Source organism: Jeotgalicoccus aerolatus (genome assembly GCF_014635205.1).
GTDB lineage: Bacteria > Bacillota > Bacilli > Staphylococcales > Salinicoccaceae > Jeotgalicoccus > Jeotgalicoccus aerolatus.
Map to the genome: position 1 here is coordinate 1 of NZ_BMCN01000003.1, position 14030 is coordinate 14030.

At 40.0% G+C, this 14030-nt stretch carries 18 protein-coding genes; 16 read left to right on the forward strand and 2 right to left on the reverse strand.

All coding sequences use genetic code 11. The annotated features are described in order from the left end of the window. Positions 1–173 precede the first annotated feature (173 nt). The 9 genes from IEU81_RS08435 to rsmI are packed head-to-tail and all read left to right on the forward strand — an operon-like array spanning position 174 to position 6245. Complete coding sequence (locus IEU81_RS08435; protein ID WP_186089341.1) at positions 174–1418, forward strand: aminotransferase class I/II-fold pyridoxal phosphate-dependent enzyme; 1245 nt, start codon at positions 174–176, stop codon at positions 1416–1418. Beyond that, entirely contained in the window at positions 1415–2044 is a 630-nt protein-coding gene (tmk, locus tag IEU81_RS08440; RefSeq protein WP_092598189.1) for a dTMP kinase, read from the forward strand. The genes IEU81_RS08435 and tmk overlap by 4 nt, the downstream gene beginning before the upstream one ends. Further along, positions 2044–2373, forward strand: a complete 330-nt coding sequence (gene darA, locus IEU81_RS08445) for a cyclic di-AMP receptor DarA (protein ID WP_092598186.1) — start codon at positions 2044–2046, stop codon at positions 2371–2373. The genes tmk and darA overlap by 1 nt, the downstream gene beginning before the upstream one ends. Before the next feature lies 1 nt (position 2374). Continuing rightward, positions 2375–3280 (forward strand): DNA polymerase III delta subunit-related protein, encoded by a 906-nt coding sequence (locus IEU81_RS08450; protein WP_186089339.1) that lies wholly within the window; start codon positions 2375–2377, stop codon positions 3278–3280. Positions 3281–3289: 9 nt separating this feature from the next. After that, the gene (locus tag IEU81_RS08455) at positions 3290–4099 is read left to right on the forward strand and encodes a PSP1 domain-containing protein (protein ID WP_186089337.1); all 810 of its coding nucleotides are present in this window, start codon (positions 3290–3292) and stop codon (positions 4097–4099) included. Next, a complete protein-coding gene (locus IEU81_RS08460; RefSeq protein ID WP_186089335.1) occupies positions 4099–4410 on the forward strand; it encodes an initiation-control protein YabA in 312 nt (103 codons plus the stop codon). The genes IEU81_RS08455 and IEU81_RS08460 overlap by 1 nt, the downstream gene beginning before the upstream one ends. Before the next feature lie 38 nt (positions 4411–4448). Then, positions 4449–5189, forward strand: coding sequence for a tRNA1(Val) (adenine(37)-N6)-methyltransferase (locus tag IEU81_RS08465; protein WP_092598174.1), 741 nt, complete (start codon positions 4449–4451; stop codon positions 5187–5189). After that, entirely contained in the window at positions 5176–5430 is a 255-nt protein-coding gene (locus IEU81_RS08470) for a GIY-YIG nuclease family protein (protein WP_092598171.1), read from the forward strand. The genes IEU81_RS08465 and IEU81_RS08470 overlap by 14 nt, the downstream gene beginning before the upstream one ends. Positions 5431–5432: 2 nt before the next feature. Continuing rightward, complete coding sequence (gene rsmI, locus IEU81_RS08475) at positions 5433–6245, forward strand: 16S rRNA (cytidine(1402)-2'-O)-methyltransferase (protein ID WP_245203002.1); 813 nt, start codon at positions 5433–5435, stop codon at positions 6243–6245. 37 nt (positions 6246–6282) lie between these two features. On the opposite strand, the gene abrB is transcribed toward rsmI, so the two are convergent. Next, positions 6283–6561: a transition state genes transcriptional regulator AbrB gene (abrB, locus tag IEU81_RS08480; protein WP_092598165.1), complete on the reverse strand. Its 279-nt coding sequence runs from the start codon at positions 6559–6561 to the stop codon at positions 6283–6285. 224 nt (positions 6562–6785) lie between these two features. Between abrB and metG the strand changes: the two genes are divergently transcribed. The 7 genes from metG (at position 6786) to IEU81_RS08515 (ending at position 13196) form a co-directional block, all read left to right on the forward strand. Continuing rightward, the gene (metG, locus tag IEU81_RS08485) at positions 6786–8750 is read left to right on the forward strand and encodes a methionine--tRNA ligase (protein ID WP_186089333.1); all 1965 of its coding nucleotides are present in this window, start codon (positions 6786–6788) and stop codon (positions 8748–8750) included. Positions 8751–8766: 16 nt separating this feature from the next. Then, positions 8767–9531: a TatD family hydrolase gene (locus IEU81_RS08490; RefSeq protein WP_092598159.1), complete on the forward strand. Its 765-nt coding sequence runs from the start codon at positions 8767–8769 to the stop codon at positions 9529–9531. A gap of 116 nt (positions 9532–9647) precedes the next feature. Next, positions 9648–10205, forward strand: a complete 558-nt coding sequence (gene rnmV / locus IEU81_RS08495; RefSeq protein WP_092598156.1) for a ribonuclease M5 — start codon at positions 9648–9650, stop codon at positions 10203–10205. Continuing rightward, on the forward strand, positions 10202–11086 hold the full coding sequence (gene rsmA, locus IEU81_RS08500) for a 16S rRNA (adenine(1518)-N(6)/adenine(1519)-N(6))-dimethyltransferase RsmA (RefSeq protein WP_092598153.1): 885 nt from the start codon (positions 10202–10204) through the stop codon (positions 11084–11086). The genes rnmV and rsmA overlap by 4 nt, the downstream gene beginning before the upstream one ends. A 75-nt stretch (positions 11087–11161) precedes the next feature. After that, positions 11162–11428, forward strand: coding sequence for a Veg family protein (locus IEU81_RS08505; RefSeq protein ID WP_092598150.1), 267 nt, complete (start codon positions 11162–11164; stop codon positions 11426–11428). 113 nt (positions 11429–11541) lie between these two features. Then, positions 11542–12633 carry an LLM class flavin-dependent oxidoreductase gene (locus IEU81_RS08510; protein WP_373867778.1) on the forward strand — a complete coding sequence of 364 codons (1092 nt, stop codon included), beginning with the start codon at positions 11542–11544 and terminating at the stop codon, positions 12631–12633. Then, the gene (locus tag IEU81_RS08515) at positions 12633–13196 is read left to right on the forward strand and encodes an NADPH-dependent FMN reductase (RefSeq protein WP_092598147.1); all 564 of its coding nucleotides are present in this window, start codon (positions 12633–12635) and stop codon (positions 13194–13196) included. The genes IEU81_RS08510 and IEU81_RS08515 overlap by 1 nt, the downstream gene beginning before the upstream one ends. 248 nt (positions 13197–13444) lie before the next feature. On the opposite strand, the gene IEU81_RS08520 is transcribed toward IEU81_RS08515, so the two are convergent. Then, positions 13445–14008 (reverse strand): NADPH-dependent FMN reductase, encoded by a 564-nt coding sequence (locus IEU81_RS08520; protein ID WP_092598144.1) that lies wholly within the window; start codon positions 14006–14008, stop codon positions 13445–13447. Positions 14009–14030 lie beyond the last annotated feature (22 nt).

Below are 14030 nucleotides of genomic sequence, written 5' to 3' on the forward strand. Positions count from 1 at the left end.
AGCTCTCCAGCGCCGATGGTAGTTGGACTGACGTCCCGCAAGAGTAGGACGCTGCCAGGCTAACATATTCAATATATGGATGCGATGAGCCGCATTGAGACCTTTTTCAGGTCTCTTTTTTTTGTTCTTTTTTATATAGTATAATAACGGTAAAGACTCATACGGAGGTACATATGTCTCTCATTATAAAGCTTAAAGATCTTGAACATAAGAAAGCAATCTCTATGCATGTTCCCGGTCATAAAAATAATACAATCGGTAATCTCTCCGATGTGATTTCTCCTGATTACGATTTAACTGAAATACCTGGTCTGGATGATCTCCATGACCCTTTTGAAGTATTAAATGATTTAAATATTTATCTGGGAAAAAAGAAGGGCAGTTATTATGCCCAGGCAATGGTGAATGGGACAACTAACGGTATTATATGCAGTATTTACGCTTTCAGTGAGACGGTGTCACACTTTTATATTGTCGGTGAAGCACACAAATCTGTTTATCACGCTGTCTCTTTAGTGAATGGTACAAGTACTTTAATATCTGCAGATGAATTGTCTGAAGTGAGTCTCGAAAACAGCTGTGTCATTTTTACATCACCATCATACAGCGGTACTTTGATTAAAAATATAGAAGAAAAAATTGAGTTTATAAGGCAGCATAATGGTTTTACTATCGTTGATGCGGCACATGGTGCGCATTTATCGATTACTAAGAATTTTCCTGATTCACTTTTACTGTCAAATGCAGATGTTGTCATTGAGTCGTATCATAAAATGCTGCCGGCCTTAACCATGGCATCAGTTTTATTTACTAGAAATGAAGATTTCCATCATCGTATTATGCATTACATTAACCAATTTGAGACTTCCAGTCCTTCCTATTTGGTTCTTGCTTCAATCGAATACGCTCAGGAGTTCTATAATACATACGATGACCGGTTATTTTTTGGAAATAGAAGGATTCTTATGAATCATCTTAAAGTATGCGGTATCAGTGTACAGAAACAGGATGATCCGGCCAAGTTCATATTAAATGGAAGTAATGGTCCCTATGCACTTGAGAGAAGTTTTCGTGAGGCAGAGATATATTCGGAAATGGTAACAGACGAGGGTGTACTTTGGTGCCTGCCGTTATGGCATGTTGGTGACCGTTATTTATTCGATGAATTACTAGAACGGCTGTCGAATTTAAAAGAAAGTTCGATTGAAGATAAAGGAAATATAGATGTTGGAATTCTAGAGGGCAAAGTGTGTATTGAAAATATTGTACCCTATCCGCCCGGAGTGCCGCTGGTACTGAAAGGCGATGTGATTAGCACGTCACATCTTAAAAGGATACAGCACTATCAAGTTAATCATGTTAAAATAGAGGGTATAGATTATAACATCAACTACTATATGAAGAGGGCAGAATTATGAGTTGCTTCATTACATTTGAGGGTCCGGAAGGATCTGGTAAAACAACGGTGATTGAACATATTAAAAACGTGTTATCCGAGACGCATGACATTGTAAAAACACGGGAACCCGGCGGCATACCTATCAGTGAAAAAATTCGCGAGGTACTGCTGGATAAAGAACACAGTATGGATGGCAGAACAGAGGCCCTGCTTTTTGCAGCATCTCGACGTCAGCATCTGGTTGAACGTGTTATACCGGCACTGGATGCAGGTAAAATAGTGCTGTGCGACCGTTTTATTGACAGTTCTCTTGCTTATCAGGGCATTGCCCGAGGCATTGGATTTGATGATATAATGGCGATAAATAAATTTGCGATTGATACTTATATGCCTGACCTGACAATTTACTTAAAACTTGATCCGGCGGAAGGGCTTCAGCGAATTAAAGATAACCAGCGTGAAAATAACCGGCTCGATGAAGAAACTATAGACTTTCATAAAAAAGTAGTCTTGGGTTATAATAAGTTATCGGAGTTATATCCGAATAGAATTAAAGTGGTTGATGCAGCCCAGCCAATCGATAAGGTAGTAAGCGACGCAGCAAATATTATAAATAACTATATACAATCTAGAGGTGAAGAATAATGAAAATGGTAATAGCTATTGTACAGGACCATGACAGCCAAAGATTAAATGATAAATTAACAAAAAATGATTTTAGAAATACGAAACTCGCTTCAACAGGCGGTTTCCTTCGCGCAGGTAACACGACGTTCTTATGCGGTGTTGAAGATGAGCGTGTTGATGAACTGCTTAAACTGATCGATGATACTTGCGGTAACCGCGAGCAGACTGTAGCACCGGTAACGCCGATGGGCGGGAATGCAGATTCTTACATTCCTTACCCTGTAGAAGTTGAAGTAGGCGGCGCAACTGTATTCGTTTTACCGATCGAACAATTCGAAAGATTTTAAGATGAATAACAGCATTGTCCAAACACAATTACTAAAAATCATCGAGAACAATAAGCTGAGTCATACTTATATGTTCGAAGGTGATGCAATAGAAACATTGCGGAAATACAGCATGTTTTTTGCACTGAACATTTTAGGGCACAGTACACGAAATGAGATGCTGCTGGAGTCCGGAAACCATCCGGACCTGTATCATTTGTCGACGGACGAGAATACGATTAAGAAAGAAGATATCGAACAGCTTGTCCGCCGGATGAACCAGAAACCGGTTGAATCTGACTACAAAGTGTATATAATCGAACAGTTTGAAAAACTGACTCCTCAAGCGGAGAACAGTATATTGAAATTTTTAGAAGAACCGCCTGAAAAAACGATAGCGATTCTATTGACGATTAATAAAAGCGGCATTTTGCCGACGATTCACTCCAGAAGCCAGCATATTCAAATCGCAGGTGAAGATGGAGACCGTGCGGCTTCGCTGTCTAATTTAAGCGAAGCTGAAACAGCAACTGTCAATGCACTGGCACTGAATGCACATTACGTGAATGAAATGGCAGATAAATTCAGCGAAATGCGCAGAGAGGTAATGACTTTCTCTGCACGCTGGATACATAATCATCCGCTCGTCCTGATCGATGCTAAAAAGCTAGTAGACGTTTGTGATGACCGTAAAGATTATGAATTGGTATTGCAGCTGCTGTCCGGATTCATCCGTCAGGTGCTGCACAAAACTATCGGTCTGGATGATTTTAAACCGTATGAAACAGTGATGCCGGAAGGTAATGATGTCAATGCAGTTAAGCTGACTCGCATGCTTGAAGAAATTCAAAAGGCGAACCGGTTTTTATCGTTTAATGTGAATCCGATGCTTGTTTTTGAAGGTATGGTCATAGGTGCGAAAGGTTGATGAATAAATATGCTTAAAATCATCAAGGTCACGCAACTTGATTATTATGATAACTTGTACATCACTTGCAGTGATGATTCTATAGAACGCAGCGATTACGTTGTTGGAGAAACAAAAAGAGGTCTTGAACTGCTGAATGTAGTGAAAGGGACTTATGAAATTCCAAAAGATAATATCGTTGAACCTGATGGTAAATTCCTTCGTCTGGCAACAGAAGAGGATTTAATGAAGTTTAAAGCGAATGAAGAAAAAGCTGAAACAGCAATGGATTTTTGTAAAAAATCCATTAAAGAAGAAAAGCTTGAAATGAATTTAGTCAATGCTAAATATACGCTGGATATGAAAAAGCTTATATTTAACTTTACTGCTGATGACAGAGTCGATTTTAGATCTTTAGTCAGAGTGCTGGCGACACGATTTAAAACACGTATTGAACTGCGTCAAATCGGCGTGAGAGACGAAGCGAAGTACTTAGGCGGAATTGGTCCTTGCGGCCGTGCGCACTGCTGTTCGACATTTTTAGGCGATTTCGTACCTGTCAGTATTCAAATGGCGAAAAATCAGGATTTATCGTTATCTCCGAGTAAAATTTCCGGAGCATGCGGCCGTCTGATGTGCTGTTTAAATTACGAAGATGAGTACTACGAAGAAGCACGCACAAAACTGCCGGATGTCGGTATGAAAGTCAAAACGCCTGCTGGTATCGGTAAAGTAATCGGTGTAAATATTTTAGACCTGGCGATCAGAGTAAAAGGTGCCGATGATTACATTGAAGAATACGGCGAAGAAGACATCGACAAATTAGAGGTTGTGAATTAATGGACCGGGAAAAACTTTTTCTCCATATTCAGCAGCTCGAACGCAATATTAAGATGATGGATAGCGAAGTGCAGACGCTGAAAGAACTTACCGTTAAGCTGGTCGAGGAAAACGTCAGCCTGGAACTTGAGAAAGAAAACTATGAGCAGCTTTTAAATGATAAAGAGACGACAGATTCTCCATTTAAAGAGAACTCGTTGAAAAGTTTATACGATGAGGGCTTTCATGTATGCAGTATTCATTTTGGCACACACAGGCACGGTGACGACTGTCTGTTCTGCCAGGCATTTTTTAATGAAAGGCAAAGTTAAAGCAGCGCTCAGCTGCTTTTCTTTTTGGAGTGAAATCAATGTTAGAACCCCATGAAAGAATAGATGAATTATTCAGGGAAAATATGAGGATTATACAAAGCAGCGAAACTTTTTCATTTTCAGTCGATGCACTTCTGCTGGCTGATTTCGTTAAAGTTAATAAAAGGGATAAAAGAATTATGGATCTATGCAGCGGCAACGGTATTATTCCATTGCTGCTTTCACATCGTGTGACTCAGCCGATCGATGCGGTTGAACTTCAAGAAAGACTCGTCGATATGGCAGAGCGGAGTATTCAAATGAACAATAAGTCAGAGCAGATTACGATGTTCAATATGGATATCAAATCTTTAAAAGAATCTATGCAGCATTCTTCTTATGATGTGATTACTGTTAATCCGCCGTATTTTACAAATAACCAGCCTATAAAAGATAAAGGACCGATGAGTATCGCACGGCATGAACTGCATATCGATTTAAAAGGTATTATTGAAGCGTGCCGTTATCTGATTACTAATAAGGGCAGACTGTATATGGTTCACCGTGCCGAGCGGAGCAGTGAAGTATTTACTGAACTGCACAATCACGGTTTTAGAGTCAGAAGAGCCCAGTATGTGTATAATGACAGCAGCAGTAAGACGGCGATGTTTATCGTTTTAGAAGCGATTTTTAATTCGAATGCCTATGTCGATATTTTGCCGCCATTTTATATATATAATACCGATCAGACGTATTCAGAAGGCATGCTTGAGGTGTATTTTGGCAATGACAGAAAATAAAAAGCATTACGTTTACATACTTGAGTGCAATGATGATACTTTGTATACAGGCTATACGAACGATATCGACAGCCGTGTGACGACGCATAACAAAGGTGCAGGTGCGAAATATACCCGCGGCAGATTGCCTGTCACTTTGCGCTATGTTGAAGTGTTTGAATCAAAAGGTGATGCTTTAAAACGCGAATATGCAATAAAGCAGCTGACTAAACAACAGAAATTATCGTTAATAGGAGGATAATCATGTTATATATTACCGGCACACCAATCGGAAATCTGGAAGATATGTCATATCGTGCAGTCAGAATTTTGCAGGAGGCTGATTCGATTCTTTGTGAAGATACACGGGTAACCCGTAAATTAATGACGCATTTTGAAATTGATACGCCGCTTAAAAGCTATCATGATTTTAACAAAGAAGAAGTCACCGAATCGCTTATAGAAGATATGAAACATGGTAAAACATATGCCCTGGTAACGGACGCAGGCATGCCGGTAATTTCCGATCCGGGCTTTGAACTTGTCAGCCGCATGCAGGATGAAGGGCTGCCATACAGCGTTATCCCGGCAGCATCTGCCTTTACTATGGCGCTTGTAGCGAGCGGTATTGCCAGTTATGAGTTTACCTATTTTGGATTTTTACCGAAAAGTTCATCTAAGCGCAGTGAAAAACTGTCTGAAATTATGCACCATCAATTCACATCAGTATTATATGAATCTCCGCACAGAATTAAAAACCTGCTGACGGAAATAAATAAAATCGACAGCGGCAGAATTGTCAGTATTTCAAGAGAAATTACAAAGAAATTTGAACAGCATGTCAGAGGTGCCGCTGCAGAATTATTATCTAAACTGGATGATGAAATTCCGCTTAAAGGGGAATTTGTCGTAGTGATAGATAAGTATGAAGAGAGTGAAACAGAATTTACAGGCCAGCCGAAAGATCATGTCACCAGTCTGGTTGAAGAGGGAATGCGTCCAAAAGACGCGATAAAACTCGTTGCAGAACTGAGAGGTTTGAAGAAGCAGGAAGTGTACGACGAATTTCATAAATAAAAAGCCGTGAATAATATTCACGGCTTGCTCTATCATCTTATTTATTTAATTTTTTCTGGATTTCCTCAATAAGCTGATCTGCGCCTTCTTTACTCAGCACAATTTTGCCGTCAGCAAGAGTCATGTTGTCATCAGACACATCGCCTGTTACAGCACAAGTCATACGCGGCTGGTATTTTTTCAAAATAATTTTATCATCATCTGTAAAAATTTCTAGTGCATCTTTGACTTCAATATCGAGTACGCGACGCAGTTCAATTGGAATAACAACGCGTCCAAGCTCATCGACTTTACGCACAATTCCAGTAGATTTCATTAGTAATTCCTCCTACATAGTTAAGCAAAATATAATAGTTTGTATCCAAAACATATGATATATTTCAGCCGAATATAAGACAATGTTCCTCCAGAAAGACTGTGGAAATTGGATATTCATGACTATAGCACAAAAATAATGGGAAAACTATTAAAAACTGTTCGGAATTGAAAATGACACATAAATTAGATATATTAGATAAGTATATTATAGGAGGATGTTCCATGACTAAACCAACATTTTATATCACTACGCCAATATATTATCCGAGTGGCAAACTCCATATCGGTAATGCTTACACGACGATTGCATGTGATGTAATGGCACGTTATAAACGCTTGAGAGGGTATGACGTATACTACTTAACAGGCACAGATGAGCACGGTCAGAAAATTGAACAAAAAGCAGATGGGATGGGAATTACGCCCCAGGTATATGTAGACGATATGGCTCAAAACATAAAAGAATTATGGAAATCCCTGGATATTACCTATGATCAGTTTATCCGTACAACAAGTGATAAACATAAAAAAGCAGTTCAGTATATTTTTGATCGTCTGCTTGAACAGGGTGATATATATTTAGGTGAATACGAAGGCTGGTACTCTGTACAGGATGAAGAGTTCTTTACGGAAACACAGCTTGAAGAAGTGTACCGTGATGAAGAAGGCAATATGATTGGCGGAAGAGCGCCGAGCGGTCATGATGTAGAACTGGTTCAAGAAGAAAGCTACTTCTTCAGAATGAGCAAATACGCAGACAGACTCGTTCAGTATTATGAAGATAATCCGGACTTCATTCAGCCGGAAGCACGTAAAAATGAAATGCTGAATAATTTCATTAAACCTGGGCTTGAAGACCTTGCAGTTTCAAGAACGACATTTAAATGGGGGATCCCGGTTAAATCTGACCCTAAACACGTAGTGTACGTATGGATCGATGCTCTGGCAAACTATATTACAGCACTTGGTTATGCATCGGACGAAGATGAGCTGTTTAAAAAATACTGGCCGGCTGATGTTCATATGATCGGTAAAGAGATTGTGAGATTCCATGCAATTTACTGGCCGATTATGCTGATGGCGCTGGATCTTCCCCTGCCAAAAAAACTGCTCGGCCACGGCTGGCTGCTAATGAAAGACGGTAAGATGTCTAAATCTAAAGGGAATGTCATATACCCGGATCAAATCGTTGAGCGCTACGGTCTCGATTCACTCCGCTATTACTTAATGCGTGAAGTACCGTTTGGTTCAGATGGTGTGTTTACACCTGAGTCGTTTATCGAGCGGACAAACTTTGACCTGGCCAATGATCTAGGCAACCTGGTTAACCGTACGATTTCCATGATTAACAAATATTTCGATGGTGAAGTGCCGGCCTATACAGGTGCGCATACTGATGTCGATAAAAGTCTTGAAGCTGCAGTTAAAGACAGCATTGCAGAATATGAAGATGCGATGGAAGATATGAAGTTCAGCTATGCATTAAGAGCGGTCTGGACAATTATTGGCCGTTCAAATAAATATATAGATGAAACAGCGCCTTGGGTACTGGCAAAAGATGAAGCCAATAAAGATGCGCTTGGCAATGTCATGGTTCATTTAGCAGAGAATATTCGTATCGCAGCGGTATTGTTAACGCCTTATCTGCCTCACGGTCCGAAAGAAATCTTCAAACAGCTGAATATTACTGACGAAGAACAGCAAACTTATGAGTCAGTATTAAATTACGGTGCTGTAAAACCTGCAGGTGCATTGACTAAACCAACGCCAATTTATCCAAGACTGGATGTTGAAGAGGAAGTGACGCATATTAAAAATCAAATGCGTCCGCCGGCAGCAGAAGAGACAGAGGAAGCAGCAGCGGAAACAATTACAATTGATGACTTTAATAAAGTAGAAATTAAAGCAGCGACAGTTATTGCAGCAGAAGCAGTTAAAAAAGCGAATAAGCTGTTAAAAATACAAGTGGATCTCGGTAACGAGGAACGCCAGATTGTATCGGGGATTCATGAACATTATGAACCAGGCGATATCATCGGTAAAAAAGTACTTGTTGTGACGAATCTTCAGCCTGTAAATCTGCGCGGTGAAAAATCAGAAGGTATGATTTTAACGGCAGAAAAAGGCAGCCGTATTACATTAATCGACGTTCCAGACGGTATTGAAAACGGCAGTGTCGTAAAATAAAACGAGGAGTGATTATATGCTGATCGATACGCATGTTCATTTGAACGCACACCAATATGATGAAGATCTTGAAGAAGTTATCAGCCGTGCGCGTGACAACGGAATTGAGAAAATGGTGGTCATCGGCTGTGATCGTCCTTCGATTGAACGCACGATGGAACTCATCGAAGAATACGATGATATATACGGTGTTATCGGCTGGCATCCTGTCGATGCAATCGACTGCACCGATGCAGATCTTGACTGGATCGAAGATTTATCCAAGCATGAAAAAATTGTAGGCATTGGTGAAACAGGTCTGGATTATCATTGGGACAAGTCGCCTAAGGATATTCAAAAAGAGCTCTTTCGTAAACAATTAGCTTTGGCTAAGCGGGTAAACCTGCCTATTATTATTCATAACCGTGAATCAACGGCGGATTGTGTAGAAATCTTAAAAGAAGAAAATGCGCAGGATATCGGCGGAATTATGCATGCCTTCAGTGCAGATGAGCAAACAGCGGATGATATTATTGCGATGAACTTTTATGTGTCGCTTGGAGGGCCTGTGACTTTTAAAAATGCACAGCTGCCAAAAGACATCGCCGTTCATGTACCGCTCGACCGTCTGCTTGTAGAAACGGATGCGCCTTATTTAACACCGCATCCATATCGCGGTAAACGCAATGAACCTGCACATGTGAAGCTCGTTGCAGAGAAAATTGCTGAACTGCGCGGTATGACATACGAAGACCTTGCCCAGGCAACGACAGAGAACGCTAAAAGATTATATAGCATCTAAAATGAAAGTGTTTCACTTTGACTTTGGTTGAAGTGGAACACTTTTTTGTTTTGCAGGAAGCGGTACAAGATAAAAATATGGTATGATACTAAGCGAAGTATAAGAGGTGAGCACGAATGGAAAAACCCGTTATAAAAGAAGTGGTAATCGTTGAAGGCAGAGATGATACACGCCGTTTAAAAGAAGCGGTCATCTGCGAAACGATTGAAACAAACGGTTCAGCAATTAATGAGCGGACACTGTCAGAAATTGAAGTGGCGCTAAAGACGCGCGGCGCAATAATTTTTACAGATCCAGATTTTCCGGGTCATAAAATAAGAAATACAATTATCGAACGGTTTCCAAATATAAAAGAAGCATTTTTGCCAAAGTCAAAAGCACTTGGCCATAATAGTGTCGGTATAGAACATGCACGGCTAGATGATATCAGAGAAGCACTAAAAAATTGTCAGATCAGCAGGGTGCATGAAGAGGAATTGATCACAATTCAGGATATGCAGTATTTAGGTTTATCTGGCAATACTGAGGCAAAAGAACGACGTGAGTATTTAACTGAACGTCTGAATATCGGATATGCCAATGCAACGCAGCTGCGTAAAAAATTAAACCGTTACAGTATCTCACCGATAGAAATTAAAGAAATATTAAATGAGCTGGATGTGAAAAAGCAATGAAACATATCTCTACAGTAGGCCGTACTAAAGAAATATTGGAATCTCATAAGTTTACCTTTAAAAAGAGCCTGGGGCAGAACTTTTTAATCGACTCGAACGTCATTAAAGAAGTCATTAATAAAGCGAATATTGATCAGACAACAGGTGTCATTGAGGTGGGTCCCGGTATTGGATCTTTGACCGAACATCTTGCAATTCATGCTAAAAAAGTGGTTGCATTTGAAATTGATCAGCGGCTGATTCCTGTACTTGACGATACGCTCAGTCCTTATGACAACGTTACTGTGATTAACGAAGACATTCTCGAAGCGGATGTACCAGCTTATATAGAAGAATTGTTAGGTGATTGCGATGACATCGTTGTCGTCGCTAATTTACCTTATTATATTACGACGCCGATACTGATGAATTTCCTCACTGCGCGCTTGCCAATATCAAGATATTACGTCATGATGCAAAAAGAAGTGGGAGAGCGTATCAGTGCATCGCCGAATTCAAAAGCATACGGGTCTTTATCGATTGCAATTGATTATTACACAGAAGCGAAAACGGTTCAGCAGGTGCCTAAAACGGTATTCATGCCGCCGCCGAATGTCGATTCAATCATTGTAGAGTTGAAAACCCGCGCGGAGAAGAAAGTTGATATCGATGATGAAGATACCTTCTTCAAATTAACGAGAGGTGCCTTTTTACATCGCAGGAAAACTATTTTAAATAATTACCAGACGCTGTTTGAGAATGGTAAAAAACGAAAAGATGAAATTAGAGCTCTATTTGATGATGCCGGCATTGATCCTGTACGCCGCGGTGAAAGTTTAGCGCTTGAAGACTATAAGAAAATTTACGATGCTTTCAAGAAAAGTGACTTAGATTTCGCTTAAATTTTTTCTGAAATTGGCGGATTTTTGACAGAATTATGTAAACTTGCTATAATAGACTTAGTGAGGTGGGGTATAATGCCAAAAACATTAATCGACATCAAAAAGATTCTTGATTGTCAGTTAGGAAATCCATGTGTACTTCGTGCAAACGGAGGCCGCAAGAAGTTGATTGAAAGAAAAGGTATTTTAAGAGAAACTTATCCATCGATTTTCGTAGTTGAACTAGATCAAGACGAACATAGTTTTGAGCGTGTATCTTATACATACACAGACGTGCTGACATCAAATGTAGAAGTTACTTTCTATAACGACGATTTTACAGAAGAATTTTTAATTCAATAACATATTCATAAAACCATCCGAAAGGATGGTTTTTTTATTTTGTGAGCGGATGTTGGGCAAGCACATTTAAAACCATATATTATTAGAAATATATATAATATGGAGTGTGAATAATGGATAATAATAACCCTCACATTATGCCGAAAATTGATAAGAGCAAAGGTCTCGAGTTCGGGCTCTATACGCTGGGAGATCATTTGCCAAACCCGCACACAGGAGAAAGAATTCCTGCCAGTCAGCGGGTTAAAGAAATTATTGAAACGGCAAAATATGCTGAACAGGCAGGCATTGATACTTTTCAAGTCGGAGAATCGCATCAGGACCATTTTGTTTCTCAAGCACACCTCGTCATACTGTCAGCAATCGCAGAGGCAACGGAACGTATCAAGATTGCTTCCGGTTCGACAATTATCAGCACGTCGGATCCCGTTCGAGTATTTGAAGATGCCTCGACGATTGATTTAATATCAGACGGACGTATGGAAGTTATCGCCGGACGGGCATCCCGTGTCGGCTTATACGAACTGCTCGGTTACAGTTTAAATGACTACGAAGCGCTGTTCGAAGAGAAGTTTCAGCTGCTGCTAGATATTAATGAAAATGAATATGTAAACTGGAATGGTGAATTCAGGGCGCCGCTAAGAAATGCGCACGTAATTCCGCGTCCTGAAAACAATGAAAATGGTCTGCCGATATGGCGGGCTGTCGGCGGAACGATGGCATCTGCACATAAGGCAGGACTGGCAGGGGTGCCGATGTATCAAGCGCATCTCGGCGGACCGGCAGATGCTTTCAAGAGCCGCATTGATTTATATAGACAAACAGCAGCAGAAGCAGGCTATGACGTATCCAAGCTGCCAGTTGCAACTGCAGGCTTTTTCTTCACGGATGAAGATAAAATGGAAGCCTACAGAAAGTACTACCCTCATATAAATGAAGGTATGAAAAAAACAAATGGCCAGGGCTTCCCTAAACAGGGCTTTGCCCAAGGACAGGATTACCGCAGTGTAATCAATGTCGGAGACCCGGAATTGATTATAGAAAAGATTCTTTATCAGCATGAATTGTTTAATCACGACCGCTATATTGCACAACTTGATTTTGGCGGCGTGACATTGGAGGATATTAAACGTAACATAGATATTATTGGGGAGAAAATACTGCCCGCAGTTAAAAAATATACAAAATCACAGGGGGAACAGTAATGAAAGCAGTAATCATCAGCGGGTCAGTCGTTGGAAGTAAAACACGCAAGGCGACGACGGCACTCAGAGAAATTATTGAATCATTAAATACACACGAAGTTGAATATATCGATTTAAAAGATTATGATATGCCATTTAGTGATGGGCGGAATTATTTAGATTACGGCGGTGCGACAACAGAAGCGCTGACTAAAATTATGGAAGCGGATGTTGTCGTAATCGGCACGCCAATCTTCCAGGCATCAATACCGGGACCTTTAAAAAACTTATTTGATTTGCTCCCGCCAGATGCATTTCGTAATAAGACAGTGAGTATGATTGTGACAGCTGGATCTTTAAGACACTATCTTGTGCCTGAACAGCAGCTGAAACCGATTCTGTCATATATGAAGGCCAATATTGTGCCGGGATACGTTTATATTCTGGACCAGGACTTTGGACCCGAAGGTATTGAAAATGATGATATTATACTGCGTCTGAATGCACTTGTTGATAATACATTTAATAATGCACAAGCACAGCAGGCGGTACTGGAAAAATTTAATGAATCACTTGGATTTTAAAAAATTTCTTTAAAAATGAACTTGCCAACTTAGTGCCAATTTGCAGCCTAAAGCTGAATGCTAATATTCAGTTTTAGGCTGTTTTTCTATTGAGCATCTGTATTTTGTTAGTGTCAGAAAGGTTTTTGTACATGGAGTGCATTATACTGAAATGTAAAAAAGAAACAAAAAACCCGGATCACAGCGGCTTTTTTACAAGCTTTTGTAATCCGGGTATATTTCATAATTCCTAATTTACTTAGAAACTATTATCTGATTGATTTAAGGCCGTTAGCCCAGTTAACTGTAGTAGTGACTACAGCTTCGATCGTGCCATTGTGAATTTCAGCTGGTGTAAATTTAGACATTTCTTCAAAGTCAGTGAACAGGCTGAATGCACCGAATGGTCCAACTGTTGCCACATTGAAGTTAGAAAGGATTTGGCGAAGTGAAAGTGTTGCTGCAACGCCTAAAGTTGAACCGTAACCAACGATACCTGCTGCTTTGTTAGCAAATTCAGGTCCGATGTAGTCCAGCTGGTTTTTAAGTGATGGAGAGATTGCTTTGTTGTATTCTGGAGTAACAAAGATATATCCATCAAGTGAATCTATTTTAGCAGACCAGTTGTTTATTACGTCTGTAGAGTATTGTTTGTTAGCCATTGCAGGCGGTACATCTTCGTTAAATAATGGTACTTCGTAGTCTTTAAGATCTACGATTTCAAATTCTGCACCTGTATTTAAGTTTTCAGCAAAGTCTTTAAGCCACTCTGCAACTTGCATGTTAACACGTGAGTTACGTGTACTTCCTGTTACGATACCAATTTTAGTCATTCAAAAATTCCTCCGAAGTGTG

Coding starts and splice junctions, on each gene's coding strand:
- IEU81_RS08455 (WP_186089337.1), top strand. CDS start 3,290: ATGCTTAAAATCATCAAGGTCACGCAACTTGATTATTATGATAACTTG.
- IEU81_RS08465 (WP_092598174.1), top strand. CDS start 4,449: ATGTTAGAACCCCATGAAAGAATAGATGAATTATTCAGGGAAAATATG.
- IEU81_RS08450 (WP_186089339.1), top strand. CDS start 2,375: ATGAATAACAGCATTGTCCAAACACAATTACTAAAAATCATCGAGAAC.
- IEU81_RS08490 (WP_092598159.1), top strand. CDS start 8,767: ATGCTGATCGATACGCATGTTCATTTGAACGCACACCAATATGATGAA.
- IEU81_RS08520 (WP_092598144.1), bottom strand. CDS start 14,008: ATGACTAAAATTGGTATCGTAACAGGAAGTACACGTAACTCACGTGTT.
- darA (WP_092598186.1), top strand. CDS start 2,044: ATGAAAATGGTAATAGCTATTGTACAGGACCATGACAGCCAAAGATTA.
- IEU81_RS08460 (WP_186089335.1), top strand. CDS start 4,099: ATGGACCGGGAAAAACTTTTTCTCCATATTCAGCAGCTCGAACGCAAT.
- IEU81_RS08470 (WP_092598171.1), top strand. CDS start 5,176: ATGACAGAAAATAAAAAGCATTACGTTTACATACTTGAGTGCAATGAT.
- IEU81_RS08435 (WP_186089341.1), top strand. CDS start 174: ATGTCTCTCATTATAAAGCTTAAAGATCTTGAACATAAGAAAGCAATC.
- tmk (WP_092598189.1), top strand. CDS start 1,415: ATGAGTTGCTTCATTACATTTGAGGGTCCGGAAGGATCTGGTAAAACA.
- IEU81_RS08510 (WP_373867778.1), top strand. CDS start 11,542: ATGGATAATAATAACCCTCACATTATGCCGAAAATTGATAAGAGCAAA.
- rsmI (WP_245203002.1), top strand. CDS start 5,433: ATGTTATATATTACCGGCACACCAATCGGAAATCTGGAAGATATGTCA.
- metG (WP_186089333.1), top strand. CDS start 6,786: ATGACTAAACCAACATTTTATATCACTACGCCAATATATTATCCGAGT.
- IEU81_RS08505 (WP_092598150.1), top strand. CDS start 11,162: ATGCCAAAAACATTAATCGACATCAAAAAGATTCTTGATTGTCAGTTA.
- rsmA (WP_092598153.1), top strand. CDS start 10,202: ATGAAACATATCTCTACAGTAGGCCGTACTAAAGAAATATTGGAATCT.
- IEU81_RS08515 (WP_092598147.1), top strand. CDS start 12,633: ATGAAAGCAGTAATCATCAGCGGGTCAGTCGTTGGAAGTAAAACACGC.
- abrB (WP_092598165.1), bottom strand. CDS start 6,561: ATGAAATCTACTGGAATTGTGCGTAAAGTCGATGAGCTTGGACGCGTT.
- rnmV (WP_092598156.1), top strand. CDS start 9,648: ATGGAAAAACCCGTTATAAAAGAAGTGGTAATCGTTGAAGGCAGAGAT.